The sequence below is a fragment of the Bacteroidota bacterium genome, from assembly GCA_016706865.1.
Classification (GTDB): domain Bacteria; phylum Bacteroidota; class Bacteroidia; order Chitinophagales; family BACL12; genus UBA7236.
This window is the reverse complement of sequence record JADJIS010000003.1, coordinates 329903-348217: the sequence shown is the minus strand read 5'-3', so window position 1 is coordinate 348217 and position 18315 is coordinate 329903. Positions and strand designations below refer to the sequence as shown.

The window sequence follows — 18315 nt, the reverse complement described above, 5'->3', positions numbered from 1 at the left end:
TCTCAGGCCCCAACTTCAATATGTCTTTCCAAAAATTCCTTTATTTTATCCACCATAGCCGAAGAACCAATATAAAGTGGAGTTTTTTGGTGTAATTCCTTCGGATCAATATCAAGAATTCGCCTTTTTCCATTAGAAGCAGATCCACCTGCCTGCTCTGCAATAAAAGCAAGGGGATTACATTCGTATAATAGTCGCAATTTACCCTTTGGCGATTTAGCAGTTTCAGGATAAAGATATACCCCACCTTTTAACATATTTCTATGAAAATCAGCCACTAAAGAACCAATGTAACGCGAAGTATAGGGACGATTTGTTTTATCATCCTCCTCCTGAGTATATTTTATATATCGTTTTACTCCTTCGGGAAAATGAACATAATTTCCTTCATTTATCGAATAGATAATGCCCTTATTCGGTATGGTAATATCGGGATGTGATAAACAAAATTCGCCAATGGATGGATCCAGGGTAAATCCGTTAACGCCATTTCCGGTTGTATAAACCATCATTGTGGAAGAACCGTAAATAATATATCCGGCTGCAACCTGTTCTGTTCCCTTTTGTAAAAAATCTTCCAAAGTAGCGCCACCACTGAGACTCAGGCGACGGAAAATTGAAAATATTGTTCCTATTGAGACATTCACATCTATATTTCCGGAGCCATCCAATGGATCAATTAGCACCACATATTTTCCTGAAGACGAAATTGCACCATCAAAACTGATAAAATTATCTTCTTCCTCACTTGCAAATCCACACACCTCTCCTCCCGCCATCAAGGCATTCATAAATTGTTTGTTGGCATACATGTCCAGCTTTTGCTGCGTTTCGCCACTCATATTCTCGCTGGTTTCCGCTCCCAAAATATCAACAAGTCCAGCTTTATTCACTTCTCTATTCACTATTTTACCCGCAATGCTCAGATCGGCAAGCAGTCTCGTGAGCTCTCCGGTAGCAAATGGAAAATCGCTTTGTCTCTCAATTATAAATTCGCCCAGGGTTTTTACCTTCATATACAGAATGGTTGTTAACGCAAAGGTAATGATAAAGCAGTGAAGTTCTGACATGTAGTAGATCTCCTTCGTCGATCACTACTTGTTTCAGTTCTGAGTTCGGGGTTCTGAGTTCTGAGTTCTGGGTTCGGGGTTCTGAGTTCTGGGTTCTGGGTTCAGGGTTACTTAAAGTTTCATGGTTTGACATAGTTTCAGGGTTGAGACCCGTTTAATGCCTGCCCGGCCACTGACGGGTTCTTTATTCTTTGTTCTTTATTCGATATTGCAGTTTCAATACGAAGGATAATCTCCCGGGATGTCAATCCGATTGAAGTTTTATATTTTTTGATTGTTATTGGATATTTAATTGGCTGCCGGGAGACTGCGTGACTGCGACTGTGACTGATTCTGGTTCTACGTTCCCGGTTGAAAATTGCATTATTGTAGCGTCGCAAAATTTTGCGACGCTACAAAAATGCAATTTTCAACAACCGTGACCCCGATTTTCAGTTTATTGCACATTTTCAATTATCAATTCTCTATTCCCCCTATCTTTATACAATGAATATCCAACTTCGCAAAGCAACCATCTCCGATATGAAAGCAGTGTATGAACTTGTTAAACAGCTTGCTGAATTTGAAAAATTACCTGCCGAAGTAAAAACTACTGCTGAAACTTATGAAAAAGATCTTGCAGCAAATTATTTCGAGGCAATAGTTGCAGAAGACCTGGATCTGAATGAAAATAAGATCATTGGTATGGCATTGTATTATTATGCATATTCCTCGTGGAAAGGAAGATACCTGTGGCTCGAAGATTTTGTTGTTACAGAAAATTACAGAGGAAAAGGAATTGGCATATTGCTGTTTGATGAAATGATAAATATTACAAAAGAAAATAAAACCATTCTTAAATGGCAGGTGCTCGACTGGAACGAACCTGCAATTAATTTTTATAAAAAATATAATGCGGAGTTTATGGATGGGTGGGTTACTTGTAAATTGACAATTGACAATTAAACAGCCAAAAATGAATGGAGAATGGAGAGTTGAGAATGGAGAATTAAACAGCCGGGTTTCTATTTCAAATTGATAGTGATCACTTGTCTATTGAAAAAAAAGAGAAAGGTGAAAGCCGCCTTCGCTAAAACCACGGTGTCTAAAAGGAGTTTAAATTTCTTGCGATATTTTTGATCTGTACCGTTAGTGAGACCCTCGCTGGGAGCGAGAGCCTCACTATCATCTGAAATTTTTGCAAAACTATCAATTGTCTGCATTTTGTTTTCTTAGATCTACTACCTTCTTCCTATGTCAATGTTTTCCTATTTCCTATTTCCTACTTCCTATTTCCAATGTCCTTTGTCGAGTTCTATATCCTATGTCCTATGTCATATGTCCTTTGTCATATGTCATATGTCCTATGTCATATGTCCTATGTCATATGTCCTATGTCATATGTCCTACGTCCTTTCCTTATCTTTGCGCAAATGAAGATCTTCAAATTTGGCGGTGCATCAGTTAAAGATGCCGAATCGGTGAGAAATGTAGCCTCTATTATACGGCGCTTTCCGGAAGAAAATATTGTGATCATTGTTTCGGCAATGGGCAAAATGACAAATGCCTTGGAGGTTATAACTCAAAAATGTTTTGATGGGGAAGATATTTCCAAAGAAATAGAATCGTTGCGCGATTACCATCAAACTATTATTAACGATCTTAATATTCGGGTGAAACTGGAATATTTTATCGACCTCATCATTCAAAATTCAGAGGCAAATAAACATTTAAGTTTTCCTCTTTATTACGATCAGATAGTGAGTATTGGTGAACTCATCTCCTCCTCTATTTTAAGTACCTATTTAAATTCAGTTTCTCTGATAAATGAATGGGTGGATGTTCGTGATCTGATTAAAACGGATGATAGCTGGAGAGCTGCGTCTGTCGACTGGGAAATAACTTCTGCACAGATAATTAATTCCATTCCGGAAAAATTAATAGATTCGCATATTGTAACACAAGGTTTTTTGGGCCGATCTAATTTTGATTTTACCACTACTTTAGGAAGAGAAGGTTCAGATTATACAGGTGCAATTTTCGCACATATTTTAGATGCTGAAGGTTTATGGATATGGAAGGATGTTCCCGGTGTATTAAATGCCGATCCGAAATTATTTCCCGATGCAATTAAAGTTCCGGAACTCACTTATTATGAGGCGATAGAAATGACCTATTACGGAGCATCAGTAATACATCCGAAAACAATTCAGCCTTTACAGCAGAAATTAATTCCGCTTTACGTAAAATCATTTCTCGATCCCGATTTACAGGGAACTGTTATTCAAACAAATGATAAATATATTGATTATCCCCCTGTTGTAATGTATAAAAAAAATCAGACTCTGATTTCCATTGTTCCATCACTTACCTCGTTTGTTGGTGAAATGCAAATGGCAAATATTTATTCCATTTTCATGAAACACAAATTGAAGATAAATGTTATACAGATCGCAGCACAATCGGTGTCCATAGTTGTTGATCATAATAAATATATTATTGAACCGGTAATTAATGAATTAAAAGAATTTTACAGCGATGTTGCATTAAAGGAAAATGACGATCTTGAATTACTCACCGTTCGGCATTACAATGCGCATATCTTGTTAAAACTTACAGAAAATAAAAAGGTAGTACTCGAACAACAAACCAGAAGCACAGTGCAGTTCCTTTATGAATAAGGACGCTCCAGTATCATAGCACCAATAATTGCATTTTTAAGATCTATTTCAAATGGAATTACATCCTGCTCATCGTCGGTAGTGATACGATAAGCCTTTTTATATAAGTTGCGTTGTTCTGCGTCGTGCTCTTTTTTGCGTTGTTCCTCAACAAATTTATCAAATTCTATATCTGATCTTTTTGCTTTTTCCGGAATAGCTTCCTTAGTTGTATACACTTCCTGCTGCGGCGGACGATTGGTTTTTTCGTAAGAAACTTCTTTCACCTCCGGTTTGGCATAAGGAGGCATGTTTTGTTTTGCCCTGGCTTCCTCAGCCTTTTTCTGTAATTCCTTAAAGATGTCCTGAAAAGTAGTGTTCTTTTGTTGTGGCTTAGCCTGTGGTGTAGTTTTATCCTTATTGGCGTTACCAACAGCTTTTTTAAAGAATTTGGCTATCCCATTCACAATGAATATCCAAAACAGCAACATCAATATGGTTCCTACAAAATCGGGCATAGCACAAAGATAATAAAAGATTCGAAGGGAGAAGATTCGAAGGTTTAAGGAAGGAAGGAGTGGAAGGAAATAAAGGGAAGGAAGAAAGGTTGTGGTAAGGTTAAAAAAGGGGATTCTGAGTTGATAGCAAATTTTACCACCCGTAAAAGTGTCCACACAGTGTCTACTCACACAAATAAAAAATCAATTAAACCCGTGAGGGACTCTTGTGGGTTCGGAGGAAAATCATCGGTCTAAAAAGTGTCCCTACAGTGTCTACTCACACAAATAAAAAATCAATTATACCGGTGAGGAATGCTGCGGATTTGGAGGAGAACCTTACTATCAGGTGGTAACCAATTTCCATTTTAGTTAATTGAAATTCTTTATCGGAATATAATCCGAAATAATCATAATATTTTCGGATTTGATTCCGAAATTATTATGATTATTTCGGAATTTGTCTAAGTTAACGATTCATTTTTGTAAGGGTTGCTGAAATTTTCATTCCTCCAAAGAACGCAATGGTTTCTCAAACCTGTGAGGTAGAGGTGGCCGAAACCTGGCAGGTTGAAGGCGTTCATTGCTTCATTCTTTCATTCTTAATTTTAATTCCCCCTTCCCTCAGACCTACCAGGTTAAAAAAAACCTTGTAGGTTGAGGGAATTCATTCCTTCATTCCTTCATTTTTAATTCTCCTCCCCCTTCCCTCAGACCTAACAGGTTAAAAAAAAACCTGGTAGGTCGAGGGCATTCATTCCTTCCTTCTTTCATTCCTTCCTTCTTTCATTCCTTCATTCCTTAATTCTTTCATTCCTTCAAACATAAGTTATCCACGATTGTTGATTTTAATTTCGGCGCATTTTTGAGGATGGCGAATGCGTTCGTTTACTTTGTATCTCAGGATAAGATTATGAAACTAAGTACACTGGAAATTAAGGGATTCAAGAGTTTTGCAGATAAGACTGTGCTCCATTTTAATGAGAACATCACCGGCGTTGTTGGCCCTAACGGCTGCGGTAAGTCAAACGTTGTGGATGCCATCCGCTGGGTGTTGGGGGAACAAAAGCCTACTGCACTAAGAACAGAGAGAATGGAAAACCTCATTTTTAACGGGACCAAGAACCGTAAATCGTCGGGGATGGCAGAGGTGAGCCTCACTTTTGAAAATACCCGAAACCTGCTCGCAACGGAGTTTTCTACGGTTACCGTTTCCAGACATTACTTTAAAACCGGCGAAAGTGAATACCGTATTAATGGTGTTACCTGCCGATTAAAGGATATTCATAGTCTCTTTTTAGATACCGGTATCAGCACGGATTCTTATTCCATTATAGAATTGGGTATGTTGGATGATATTCTTCACGATAAGGATAATTCCAGAAGAAGATTATTTGAACAGGCCGCAGGGATCTCAAAATATAAAGCGCGCAAAAAAGAAACACTCAATAAATTAAGTGCAACCCAACTCGATCTCGATCGTGTGGAAGATCTTTTATTTGAAATAGAAAACAATTTAAAAGAACTTGAAAAACAAGCAAAACGCGCACAACGCCATCAAAAATTAAAGGCTGATTATAAATTAAACAGCATCGATCTCGCTGTATTAACCTTACAATCGCATAAAGATATTTATAAGCAGTTAAGCAATCAGCAAACATTCGAAAGTGATACTAAACTGCAAATTGAATCAGAGATAAATGCTTTGGAGGCGAGTATTGCAGATAAAAAAACTGCACTCATCGATAAAGAACAAGCACTGAGTAAATTGCAGAAAGATCTCAATTTAGTTACCAACGAGATCCATACAAAAGAAAATGAAGGCAATATCAGCAAAGAACGCATCAAATTTTTGGATGAAAAACAAATAAGTCTGATAAAATCCATTACCGATGCAGAAAATTATATTCAATCTACAGAAGGTGATATTGCAAATCTGGAACAACGCCTGGCTGAGGAAGTTGAAAAACTGAATGCAATTAAACAATCGCTTCAAAAATATCTTGAAGATCTGGAGAAAGTAAAGAATGAACATGATGTTGCAAGAGAAAAATTAGAAGGCACACAAAATATTTTTAAAGCAGCGGAACGCGAATTATACGATATAGATAAAAAGATCGCCATCAACAAAGTGCGATTGGAAAATTACCATCGCGAATTAGGTAATATCGAATCGGATAAAGGCACTCATGGCAGTAAACTGGAACCACTGCGTGAAGAATTGATATCTCACGAAGAGAATAAAATTGCTGCTCAGTTGGTTGTAGATAATCTTGTAAAAGATGAAAATACCCTTAAACAGGATATAACATCCATCCAAAAAGACATAGAAAAAACGCGCAACGAATTAATTAATGTTCGCCGTAGTTACGATGCCAAGAAAAATGAATACAACCTCACAAAAAATATGTTCGAAAGTTTTGAAGGATTTCCTGAATCCATCAAATTTTTGAAGAAGAATGTGGCGAGTATGAAAGATGCTCCACTCCTATCGGATGTGGTGAGTTGTAAGGATGAATATAAAACTGCGCTGGAGAGTTTTCTCGACCCTTGGCTGAATTATTATATTGTTCCGAATATGGCACATGCACTTGGAGCCATTAACGAATTAGCGACAAAAGAAAAAGGACGTGCGAATTTTTTCCTTCTTTCGGAGTTTAAAAATGGTTCTTCCGCAAAAAATATTCCCGGAGTAATTTCTGCACTTGATGTGGTAAATGTAAATGATAAATATACTGCTCTTGCAAATCATTTATTGGGTAATGTATATATATTAAATGGGGATGAGGATTTTGAAACGCTTTCCGCCAAATTATCTTCAGAATATCCGGATATCAATTTATTACATAAATCGGGAAAATTTGCAAAGTCAGGTAAAACAATTACCGGTGGATCTGTAGGCTTGTTCAAAGGAAAAAGAATTGGCCGTGAAAAAACGCTGGAAACATTAGAAGCAGAGATCAAAAAATTCCAGGAAGAAGATACTGCCATCAGTGCAATTTTAAAAGAAAAACAAACCCGCTTATCGGAACTTCAACAATCATCACACGATAAAGATATTCAGCAAGGTCGTGAGGAATTAAATAAGGTTGTTCAGCAATTAATGACTGCTAAAGCGCGTATTGAATCCATTGAGCAGTTGCTGCATCAAATGGAAGAAAAACGCGTAACATTTAATCGCCAGATTCAGGAGACAGATGATGAAAGTATAAAATTAAATGAGGCGCATGAAAAACAACTCGCATTAAAGGAGGAACGTCAGAAAGACCTGCTTGAAATGGAGATAGCCTACAGAGAGGTTGCCGAAAAATTAAATGTGCATTCCAATCAGTACAATCAGGAAAATATTAAATACCATCAGCAACTCAATAAATTCCAAAGTGTTGAACAGGATCTCAATTATAAAAAAGCGCGTAGAGATGAGGCAATATTAACTGTTACAAGCAGCAAAAAACAATTGGATGAAGTAATTGAGGAAATTACAGATACACATAAAAAGATAGAAGATATTCAGACTGCATTATTAAAAATGTACGATGAAAAAGTGGTGATGGAACAATTGCTCAGTCGCGAAGAAGCTACTTATTACGGAAGTCGCGGTGAGGTTGCTGAAACAGAAGATAAAATAAAAGCGCTTCAGAAGAAAAAAGACGGAAGTGAAAATACCTTAGGAAGTATTAAAGACCGCTTGAATGATCTAAAAGTGCAATTAGCGGCAACAAAAGAAAGGTTGTGGGTTGAGTTTCAGGTTGAGCTCGACAGTATTCTGGATAACGAGCCTCCGGTGGATGTCACCTTAGAGGAATTGCAGGAAAAAGTAGATGCTGCCAAAAAACGATTGGAGAATTATGGAGATGTGAATCCAATGGCGATTCAAGCTTATGAGGAAATGAAAACGCGTTACGATTTTATTAAAGCACAACGCGATGATCTGTTAAGTGCAAAAGCATCTTTATTAACTACTATACAGGAAATTGACGAAACTGCACGCAAGAAATTTGATGATGCATTTATACAGATCAGAGATAATTTCAAAATGGTATTCCGCTCCTTATTTAATGAGGAGGATGATTGTGATCTTATTTTAAAAGATGATTATGATCCGCTCGAGGCACAAATTGAAATTATAGCAAAACCAAAAGGAAAAAAACCACAGGTAATTGATCAATTGAGCGGTGGTGAAAAAACATTAACGGGAATGAGTTTATTGTTCGCATTATATTTATTAAAACCGGCTCCGTTTTGTATTCTGGATGAGGTAGATGCACCGTTGGATGACAATAATATCATGAAGTTCAATAATACCATCAGAAAATTCGCTGATAAATCTCAATTCATTATTGTTACACATAATAAACGCACCATGGCGGAAGTGGATATTATTTATGGTGTTACTATGCCTGAAATGGGAATAAGTAAGGTGGTGCCAGTGGATTTCAGGGGATTGAATTAAGCAGTTGATATGAAAAAAACATTAATTGTCTTATTGGTTTTTTCATACACCTGCATGCCTGCCCAATATATTATTACCTATTATTTTAATGCAGATTTTGCATTGACCACCGTTAGTGATTATCAATACAAGGCAACTGTTGAATGTGCCAAAAAATATCCTGAGGGTGCCGTTAAAATTCGTGTGGAATTAAAAAACGGCAAATTGATTCATAAATATCAATACAGCGATCTGGAAAAGGGGCTGAAAATGGATACCACCTTGATCTTTAATGAAGACGGCACTTTATATTCCATAACTCCTTATAATAAAAAGGGGGAAATGGAATCAGAAATGATCTTTTATAAAAACGGCAAATTATCGCTGGAAACCTATTTTAAAAACAATGTAAAAAACGGTGTTTCCCGATATTATTATGAGGATGGTAAATTACACAACCTTGATCATTACGAAAATGGAATATTAACTGATACCTCCTACAATTACAATGAAAGTGGTATAATTAATGAAAAAAAACTATACAGTAATGGATTCTTAAGTAAAACCTATACTTTCAGCAATACCGGAAATTTAAAATTCGAATACAGTTTCAATGCAGACGGAGATACAATTTCTACTGTTAAACATTCTACAGATTCCGATATTGACAGCATTATGGAACAAGTTAAATTGCAAGAGGAATTTCCCGAGTATAAAGGTGGTGTCTCCGCACTTTATAAATATCTTTCTACAAAAATTAAATATCCTCGTGATGCCAGAGATAATAGTATACAGGGTAAGACCATTGTTAAATTTTCAGTAGATGAAACCGGGAAAATTCATAATATCAAAACAATAAATCCAATTTACCCACTTATCGATTTCGAAGCCATGCGGGTAATTAATGAAATGCCTGCCTGGACACCAGGAAAACAAAATGGCAAAAATGTGGAAGTTTGGTTTACACTTCCTGTAAGCTTTAAATTAGATTGATAACCTCCAAAAAATTGGCTAAGTTTGTTACAAGTATTAATTTTATTCTCCGAAGGGAATGCACCTTTTTAAAGCATAATATAAAACCTACACAAACCCATTATATATGAATATAGCAATCATCATTTTAATTGCCATAGTAGCAATAATTGCAATCCCTTTAATTATCGCATTATTTGTCAAAAAAGATTACACGGTTGAAAAAGAGATCCTGATCAATAAAGACAAAAATGCTGTTTTTGATTATATCAAACATATTAAAAATCAGGATCAATACAGTGTTTGGGTGATGATGGACCCAAATTCTAAAAGAACCTATACCGGCACAGATGGTACTGCCGGATTTGTATACCAATGGGAAAGTGAAAATAAAAAAGTGGGTCACGGAATACAGACTATCACAAAAGTAAATGAAGGAGAAAAAATCGAATTTTTATTACATTTTCTCAAACCCTTTGAAGGCAAAGCACATGGTTATATGTCCGCCGAAACAATTGCCGATGGACAAACAAAGGTAAAATGGGGATTTAAAAGTTCCATGAAATATCCATCTAATTTCATGTTGTTAATAATGGACCTTCCAAAAATGTTGGGTAACGATATGATGGTAAGTCTTGTAAATTTAAAAAAGGTTTTAGAATCATAATTTTCATCTAATTATAACTTCTGCATGTCACCCAAAAAAACAGTAGTTTCAAAAATGGAATCCCCTGATAGTTTAATGCAGGCGAGTGAGCATCCATTGAAACAAGAAATAGAGGAATTGCGTATTATCATAAAAAATGCTAGCAGCAAAATTGCTGAACGCATAAAATGGAATGCTCCGAGTTATTATTATATTAAGGATATGGCGGCCTTCAACCTTCATCAGGAAAAATTTATCCAGATCATTTTTATTTTTTATAATGGAGCAATGATAAACGATAGCGGAGATCTGTTGGAAGGCAAATGGAAGGACAGACGCGAAGCAAGATTTTATTCCATGGATGATATTAAAAATAAAAAAACGAAATTGGAAAAAGTAGTCCTCGAATGGATCGATCTAATAGAAAATAATTAAAAAGCACTAAAATTGGAAAATTATATCGTTGAAGAATTCACAACGGAAGACCTTTCCCGGATTCCATCCATTAATCCTCCGGATTGGAAAGATATATCTCCTCATTTTATATATTATTTAATTTCCGACTTTTGTTTCCCCGTTAAACTCGTTTTTAATGGTAAACTTGTGGGAACCGGATCAGCTATTATTCATAACGATGCTGCATGGCTTGCACATATAATAGTTCATCCTGATCATAGAAACAAAGGACTTGGAAATATGATCACCAAGGAACTATTAGATATAGTTGCCACCAAAAATTGTTTAAGTGTGCACCTACTCGCTACCGATCTGGGATTTCCGGTGTATAAAAAACAAGGATTTATCGAGGATACTGATTACATTATTTATAAACAACCCGATGCTGATTTCGAATTAGATATTTCAGAAAAAATAATCGGAATAAAAGAAAAACACAAAGAAGTTATTCGTGAACTTGATAAACAGATGAGCGGAGAGGACAGATTTTTCAGACTTCAGGAACATTTTGGCTCGGCAAAAGTATATTACGACGAAGATAGACTGCAGGGATTTTATCTTCCAACATTTGGTGAGGGCCTCATTATTGCAGATAATTCCGTTGCCGGTATAGCCTTAATGCAAACAAGGCTTTTAGATAATGAAATTGCAACATTGCCGGTTGATAATCTTGAAGCGATCAAATTTCTAATAGATTTACAATTTACCCCTCAGCGAATTCTAAAACGAATGGTTTTAGGAGAAAAAAGGAAATGGGAACCACAAAATCTTTATAACAGAGTTGGTGGTTATGTTGGATGATCAACTAAGATGGTGCCGCTGAACATAAAGACATTAATTTTGTTACTATAGCTTCATATCTATTACATAAATGAAAACCTTACGCAGCGAAATTTTATTACCTATCACGCTCCAGGAAGCATGGGATTTTTTTTCTTCCCCTAATAATTTAAATAAGATAACACCGGAGGAGATGATTTTTAAGATCACTTCAACAGTGCCGGAAAAAATGTATGAGGGATTGCTCATAACATACAAAATAACGCCCATCCTGAATATTCCGCTTGATTGGGTGACTGAGATAACGCATATTAATGAACCACATTATTTTGTAGATGAGCAGCGCAAAGGCCCTTATAGAATCTGGCACCATGAACATCATTTCAAGCCAGCAACAACAGGCACTTTAATGACCGATATTTTGCATTACGATGTGGGAAAAAGTGTTTTTGGATGGATTGCAGAAAAATTATATGTTGATGCTCAGGTAAAAAAAATATTTAAATTCAGAGAAAACAAATTAAAGGAGATTTTTGCTGTGTAGAAAAGAATTTTTCAGTCCGAACAAATGCAATATCTAGACAATTATTATCTATCTAAAGAAGAAAACTTGCGCCATTGTTTATTGGCCTTGCGTGATATTATTTTAAGTATGGATGATGCCATTACACCAGCCTGGAAATATGGAATGCCATTTTTTTTATACAAAGGAAAAATGTTTTGTTACCTATGGGTGAAAAAGGATTCAGATATACCATATATTGGTATTGTAGAAGGAAAAAGAATAGAGCATCCAGATCTTATTTTAGAAGAAAGAGCTCGTATGAAAATTATGCTTTTCGATATACATAAGGATCTGCCGGTAAAAAAAATCAAATTTATACTGGAGCAAATACTAGACCTTTACAGATCAGGAGAGATCAAAATTAAATAATTATTATTATTCAGGAGTTGCTACTGAGATCTTATTTTTCCAGTCGTGATATAATTCGGTGATCAATCCATCACTTAATCCTTGTTTAGGGACAAAGATCTTTTCAATTCCCGCCCATTTCATCACATTGATATAAATTTTTAGTGCCGGAACGATCACGTCGGCGCGATCGGGTTTTAATCCGAGGTCGCGAACACGTTCTCCCATACTCAATTCATCCATATACATCATTACGCGTTTAAGAATGGAAATACTCAAATATATTTTACCGGATTTTCCGTAGTGTTTCATAATATGGTTAATATTTCCTCCCACTCCAATAGCACTTAATTCAAAATTAAAGTTCTTGTGTTTTTTTATCCATTCGGGAATTTCCCTCCAATCATTTTCCGTAACCTGATCATTTAATATTCTCAATGTTCCAATATTAAATGATCTGTTTGCAATTAATTTACCCTGACCCAACAATGCAAGTTCTGTACTTCCGCCACCTACATCAATATATAAATAATATTCATTCGGTTCCATTCCTGCTTGTTCCAAGGGCAATTCCATGATCGTTTTTCCTTCTGAATCGCCCGTTATAACCTGAATTTGCATTCCTGTGGCACTTTTTACACGTTCAATAATTTCTGCACTGTTTTTAGCTTCACGCATTGCAGAGGTGGCCACAACTTTATAATCAATTACTTTATGAACATCAATAATATGTTTCATTGCGATCATTGTTTTGACCACCATTTCAACTTTTTCTTCAGAAATTACACCATCTAAAAATGCATCCTCTCCTAAACGAACCGGAATTCTTATCATGGAGTCCTTATGAAAAACAGGTCCCTTTTGTGTTTCATAAACATTCTCGATCAATAATCGTATCGCATTACTTCCTATATCAATTGCTGCAAATTTCATCCTTAATTAGTTGGTATTTTTTATTGCTTTTATTTTATAGCCCTGTTTTCGTATAAACTTTTAAAATAGGAATAAATTGCATTCTGACTTTGAACAGATTCTTCCCCTTTTTCCGGCAGAATATATTCATTTAAATGACCGTGTGTAAGGGTGCGTGCTTTAACATTATCTCTCCACTGTATTTCTAAAATTTCTTTAAGTTGTTTGCGCACATCCTTATCCAATATATTACTTAACACTTCAATACGAAAATCTATATTTCGTTCCATAAGATCGGCTGATCCGATATAAATTTCTTCTTTGCCGTTATTTTGAAAACAAAATACCCGAGGGTGTTCCAGAAAACGATCCAGAATACTTATTGCCTCAATGTTTTCACTTAATCCCGGAACACCGGGCACCAAAGAACATATGCCTCTTACAATTAATCTAATCTCCACACCGGCAACACTTGCCTCATACAATTTTTTAATTATCTCCTTGTCAACTAAATTATTTATCTTAAAAAATAAACTCGCCGGTTTTCCCTCTTTTGCATTTTTTATTTCTCTGCTAATTAGCTGTTTTAATTTTAATCGCATATTGATAGGAGCCAACATAAGATTTTTATATTTACTCATCTCAAAACGATTATTAAAAAATTCAAATATCTTTTTCACCTCTTTGGTGATCTCCGGTTTTGAGGTCAGCAAGAAAAAATCTGTATATACTCGCGCTGTATTTTCATTAAAATTACCTGTTCCAATAATGGAATAGTGCACATTTTTTCCTTCGTGTAAATGTGTAATTAGACACAATTTTGCATGCACCTTAAGGTTATTCACTCCAAATAAAACTGTTACTCCCTCCTCTTGCAATTTATTTGCCCAGAATATATTATTCTCTTCATCAAATCGTGCCTGCAGTTCCATGATAACGGTAACTTGTTTTCCATTTCTTGCAGCATTGATCAAACTCATAACAACACTTGAGTTTTTTGCAACACGGTACAGTGTCATACTAATACTGGTTACATTCGGATTAATTGCCACTTCGCGAAGCAGGTCAATTATATGATGAAAACTCTGATATGGAAAATGCAACAAAATATCCCGCTGACGCAATACACTGGTTATACTGGAATTTGTATTTAATAAAGGATGATGTACAGGAGGCAATTTTTCATAACGAAGATCCACTCTGTTCAGATCGGGAAAATTTATAAAATCTTTAAAGTTGTGATAACGTGCACCGGGAATAATTGCATCGTTGCGCTGTAACTTCATTTTTTTAGCAAAGAACTGCAACATATCCTCGGGCATTTCTGCATCATAAATAAATCGTGTTGTTTCTCCTTTTGTTCTTCGTTTTACACTTTTTTGTATGATCTCTAAAACACTTTGTGATAGGTCGGGATGAAAATCCAATTCCGCATCACGGGTTATTTTGATAGTATACGCTTCAATCTTATCGTAATTAAAAATATAATAAATGGAATCGAGATTATATCTTATAATATCATCCAACAAAATAATGAATTGTTTTTCCCCATCATCAGGCAAAACAAAAAAACGGGATGGCTCTCCATCAGGAACTTCAATTAATGAATATCTGGTTGCATTGGGTTTATCTTTTTTGATCATCCTTACAGCAAGATAAATGGTTTTATCATTGAGTAAAGGAACCTTTTTTACATTATCCAACATTATTGGAAACAGCCTTTGATGAACCTTTTCATTAAAGTAATGGCGTATAATTTCCCCTTGCTGACTATTTACCTCGCGTTCATTTAAAATGAATATTTTATGCTTTTTTAGTTCCTCAAGAATTTTAAGATAGGCGTTGTCAAACCTGTTCTTTAACACGAGCACTTTTTTCTGAATTTGATTGAGGATCTTGGCAGGATTGCTATCAAAAAGTTTTAACGACGATTTTTCCATTTTCACCATTCGGCGGAGAACTGCAACACGCACCCTGAACAATTCGTCCTGGTTATTGGAAAATATTCCCAAAAACCGGATTCGCTCATTAAGTGACACACGATTGTCCTCAGCCTCTTGTAAAACGCGCTCATTAAACGATAACCAGCTCAGATCCCGGTTAATATACTTCAGTTTCAACCCTTTTATTTTACTTTTCGACATACCCTAGATTATTGGAATATAGGGCAAAATTAAACTTTGGCTAAAATACTTGCGTAAAAATGATAGGGCACCATCAATTTGATTAATTAATTGTTAATTAATTTTTACCTAACAAATCGAGTGATGGCGGCATTTCCGTAATTTTGCGGCATGGATCAGGATAAATATGGTTTAAGAGGAGTTTCTTCTCAAAAGGAGGAAGTGCACAAAGCAATTCAACATTTAGATAAAGGATTGTTTCCAAAGGCTTTTTGTAAGATACTACCTGATTTTATTGGAGGAGATGCAGAGTTTTGCAATGTGATGCATGCAGATACCGCAGGCACAAAAACAGCACTGGCTTATATTTACTGGAAAGAAACAGGTGATCTTAATGTTTGGAAAGGCATAGCACAGGATTCTCTTGTGATGAATTTAGACGACATGGCCTGTGTTGGAATTACAGATAATATCATAATCTCTTCCACCATAGGAAGAAATAAAAGTGTTATTCCGGGTGTAGTGATAGGAGCAGTTATAAATGGAACCATGGATTTTTTGCAAACCATGCAGGAAAATGGGGTAAATATTCATCATGCAGGTGGTGAAACAGCAGATGTTGGCGATATTGTAAGAACAATTGATGTTGGAATTACTGCTTTTGGAAGAATAAAAAAAAGTGAACTCATTATTAATGATATAAAACCGGGAAATGTAATTGTTGCACTAGCGAGTTATGGAAAAGCAACCTATGAGCAGGAATATAACGGAGGAATGGGAAGCAATGGACTAACAAGTGCACGCCATGATGTTTTTTCAAAAATATATGCGGAGAAATATCCCGAGAGTTTTAATCCTGCCATTCCTGATGAGGTGGTTTATACAGGAAGTAAACTTGTTACCGACGAAATATCCATTGGAAAAACAAATACAGATATAGGAAAATTAGTGCTCTCTCCCACCCGAACTTATTTACCAATATTAAAAACAATTTTAGATCAGTATAGAAAAAATATTTCAGGTATAATTCATTGCAGTGGTGGCGGACAAACTAAAGTCTTGCATTTTATCGATGATGTGCATATCATCAAAAATAATTTATTACCTATTCCGCCATTATTTAAAATAATTCAGGAAGAATCAAAAACAGACTGGAAAGAAATGTTTCGCGTATTTAATATGGGACATCGCCTCGAATTTTACACCGACGAAAAAACTGCAGAAGAAATTATTGCAATTTCAAAACAATTTAAAATTGATGCACAAATAATTGGATACGTAGAAACTGCTCAGAAAAAAAGTGTTACTATTAAAAGCGATTACGGGGTGTTTGAATATTAATTCTGTTTAGTTCTTTGTTCTGAGTTCTGGGTTCTGAGTTCTATGTTCTGAGTTCTATGTTCTGAGTTCTGGGTTCTGAGTTCTGGGTTCTGGGTTCTGTGTTCTGAGTTCTGAGTTCTGAGTTCTGAGTTCTGACATGTAGTAGATCTCCTGCGTCGATCACTAAATGTTTCGGTTCTGGGTTCTGGGTCCTACATCACATGAGTGTCCCTTTAGAGTTACGCGCAGCGAACTCTGTGGATTCGGAGCTGAAAGTTTAAAGATGTATATCCGATTGATATTATTTATTTTTTGATTGATACCTGTCCGACCACTGGCGGATTTATTATTTCTCCCAGTTTTGCAAACCGGATTCACGATTCACGAATCACGAATCACGATAATCACAATCCCGGAAACCCTCTGAAATACGCCTTAAACCTTTTCGCAGATGTAACTCTGTTCACATATAAAAAATTGGCGATTATTCCTGCCACCACAATCAACATTCCGAATATAGCAGCCATATCGTAGTGTTCTTCAAAGATCAAATATCCGAATATCAAAGCAAAAACAACTCCCAGATACGCCCAGTTTGCAATTGCTCCTGCCTTTTCCATTTGGTATGCCTTTGTCATATTCAATTGGGCAAATTGAGTTACAATTCCCACACCAAGCAGTAATATCCATTCCCATCCATGTGGTGTTACCCAATGTTGCACACAAAACGGAGTGATCACAGGAATAGTTATTAGTGGTAAATAAAAAACAACAACCAGCGGGTCTACAAATCCCGCAGTTTTTCGAAGTGCATTATAGGCAAGACCAGAACATGAAGCTCCCAATACACCCAATAAAACTATGGAGGTATCTTCATTTAATTCAATGCCATTTATAAAAACAATTCCCGTGAAAGAAATGGCGAAGAACATCCATTGTTTCCAATTTACATGTTCGCGCAATAAAACAGAAGAAAAAATAATGGTGAAAATTGGTGATAAATAAGCTACGGTTACTGCCGTTGCAAGAGGTAAATGTTTTATGGTATAAAAAAATATCAATAAAGCTATAGAACCTGCCACTCCCCTGCCTACCATGATCAGGCGATGACTTTTTCCTAAGGGAGCAATATTCTTGCGCCGCATTAAATACAAAGTAATCAGAAGCGTAATAACCGACCGGAATAAAACAATTTCATGTGATGGGATTCCTTCCAGCATTTTTACCATTACATTCATTAATGCAAACAGAAATGTAGAGGAGATCATGTAATAAATCGCGTGAGTGTGGCTGTTTTTGCGATAGTTGAACAAAATAGGAAGTGGATTTTTATTCCGCAACAAAATTACGGAAGTGAATTATGGAAATCTAAAAAAAAGTAATCCTATGAGAAAAGAACGTGAAATTCAGTTTAGAATAATTTTATATCCTTAGAATAAATGGCTTTTTTCTTTTTCAAATATATTGAAAATGATAAATTGTGGCAAGATTGATGTGTATATAATTCGCCTGAACACAATACCACAGGAAGGTTAAGTTTTGTTAAATTGAACCT

The 18315-nt window shown here is 35.8% G+C and carries 15 protein-coding genes; 10 read left to right on the top strand and 5 right to left on the bottom strand.

What is annotated here, in order from left to right; translation table 11 throughout:
- Window positions 1-2: 2 nt before the first annotated feature.
- Complete coding sequence (gene fbp, locus IPI31_11080) at window positions 3-1016, bottom strand: class 1 fructose-bisphosphatase (protein ID MBK7568353.1); 1014 nt, start codon at window positions 1014-1016, stop codon at window positions 3-5.
- Window positions 1017-1556: 540 nt separating this feature from the next.
- Here fbp and IPI31_11075 point away from each other — a divergent pair.
- Both IPI31_11075 and IPI31_11070 read left to right on the top strand, forming a co-directional pair.
- The gene (locus IPI31_11075) at window positions 1557-2015 is read left to right on the top strand and encodes a GNAT family N-acetyltransferase (GenBank protein ID MBK7568352.1); all 459 of its coding nucleotides are present in this window, start codon (window positions 1557-1559) and stop codon (window positions 2013-2015) included.
- Window positions 2016-2482: 467 nt separating this feature from the next.
- Window positions 2483-3730, top strand: coding sequence for an aspartate kinase (locus tag IPI31_11070; protein ID MBK7568351.1), 1248 nt, complete (start codon window positions 2483-2485; stop codon window positions 3728-3730).
- Here IPI31_11070 and IPI31_11065 read toward each other — a convergent pair.
- Window positions 3721-4227: a hypothetical protein gene (locus tag IPI31_11065; GenBank protein MBK7568350.1), complete on the bottom strand. Its 507-nt coding sequence runs from the start codon at window positions 4225-4227 to the stop codon at window positions 3721-3723. The genes IPI31_11070 and IPI31_11065 overlap by 10 nt on opposite strands.
- A gap of 892 nt (window positions 4228-5119) precedes the next feature.
- Between IPI31_11065 and smc the strand changes: the two genes are divergently transcribed.
- From smc to IPI31_11030, 7 genes are all read left to right on the top strand, one after another.
- Entirely contained in the window at window positions 5120-8659 is a 3540-nt protein-coding gene (gene smc, locus IPI31_11060; protein ID MBK7568349.1) for a chromosome segregation protein SMC, read from the top strand.
- Window positions 8660-8668: 9 nt separating this feature from the next.
- Complete coding sequence (locus tag IPI31_11055) at window positions 8669-9631, top strand: TonB family protein (protein ID MBK7568348.1); 963 nt, start codon at window positions 8669-8671, stop codon at window positions 9629-9631.
- Between the two features lie 106 nt (window positions 9632-9737).
- A complete protein-coding gene (locus tag IPI31_11050) occupies window positions 9738-10277 on the top strand; it encodes an SRPBCC family protein (GenBank protein MBK7568347.1) in 540 nt (179 codons plus the stop codon).
- A gap of 24 nt (window positions 10278-10301) precedes the next feature.
- A complete protein-coding gene (locus tag IPI31_11045; GenBank protein ID MBK7568346.1) occupies window positions 10302-10691 on the top strand; it encodes a DUF1801 domain-containing protein in 390 nt (129 codons plus the stop codon).
- A 12-nt stretch (window positions 10692-10703) separates the two neighbouring features.
- Window positions 10704-11513, top strand: coding sequence for a GNAT family N-acetyltransferase (locus IPI31_11040; GenBank protein MBK7568345.1), 810 nt, complete (start codon window positions 10704-10706; stop codon window positions 11511-11513).
- A 70-nt stretch (window positions 11514-11583) separates the two neighbouring features.
- Window positions 11584-12036 (top strand): SRPBCC family protein, encoded by a 453-nt coding sequence (locus IPI31_11035; GenBank protein MBK7568344.1) that lies wholly within the window; start codon window positions 11584-11586, stop codon window positions 12034-12036.
- A 24-nt stretch (window positions 12037-12060) separates the two neighbouring features.
- Window positions 12061-12426 (top strand): DUF1801 domain-containing protein, encoded by a 366-nt coding sequence (locus IPI31_11030; GenBank protein MBK7568343.1) that lies wholly within the window; start codon window positions 12061-12063, stop codon window positions 12424-12426.
- 6 nt (window positions 12427-12432) lie between these two features.
- On the opposite strand, the gene IPI31_11025 is transcribed toward IPI31_11030, so the two are convergent.
- Both IPI31_11025 and ppk1 read right to left on the bottom strand, forming a co-directional pair.
- Window positions 12433-13338: an exopolyphosphatase gene (locus IPI31_11025; protein MBK7568342.1), complete on the bottom strand. Its 906-nt coding sequence runs from the start codon at window positions 13336-13338 to the stop codon at window positions 12433-12435.
- Window positions 13339-13367: 29 nt separating this feature from the next.
- Window positions 13368-15461, bottom strand: a complete 2094-nt coding sequence (gene ppk1 / locus IPI31_11020; protein ID MBK7568341.1) for a polyphosphate kinase 1 — start codon at window positions 15459-15461, stop codon at window positions 13368-13370.
- A 150-nt stretch (window positions 15462-15611) separates the two neighbouring features.
- Here ppk1 and IPI31_11015 point away from each other — a divergent pair, with 150 nt between their 5' ends.
- The gene (locus IPI31_11015; GenBank protein MBK7568340.1) at window positions 15612-16781 is read left to right on the top strand and encodes a phosphoribosylformylglycinamidine cyclo-ligase; all 1170 of its coding nucleotides are present in this window, start codon (window positions 15612-15614) and stop codon (window positions 16779-16781) included.
- Between the two features lie 383 nt (window positions 16782-17164).
- Here the strand turns inward: IPI31_11015 and IPI31_11010 are convergent, their stop codons facing one another.
- Window positions 17165-18028 (bottom strand): DMT family transporter, encoded by an 864-nt coding sequence (locus tag IPI31_11010; protein MBK7568339.1) that lies wholly within the window; start codon window positions 18026-18028, stop codon window positions 17165-17167.
- Between the last annotated feature and the right edge of the window lie 287 nt (window positions 18029-18315).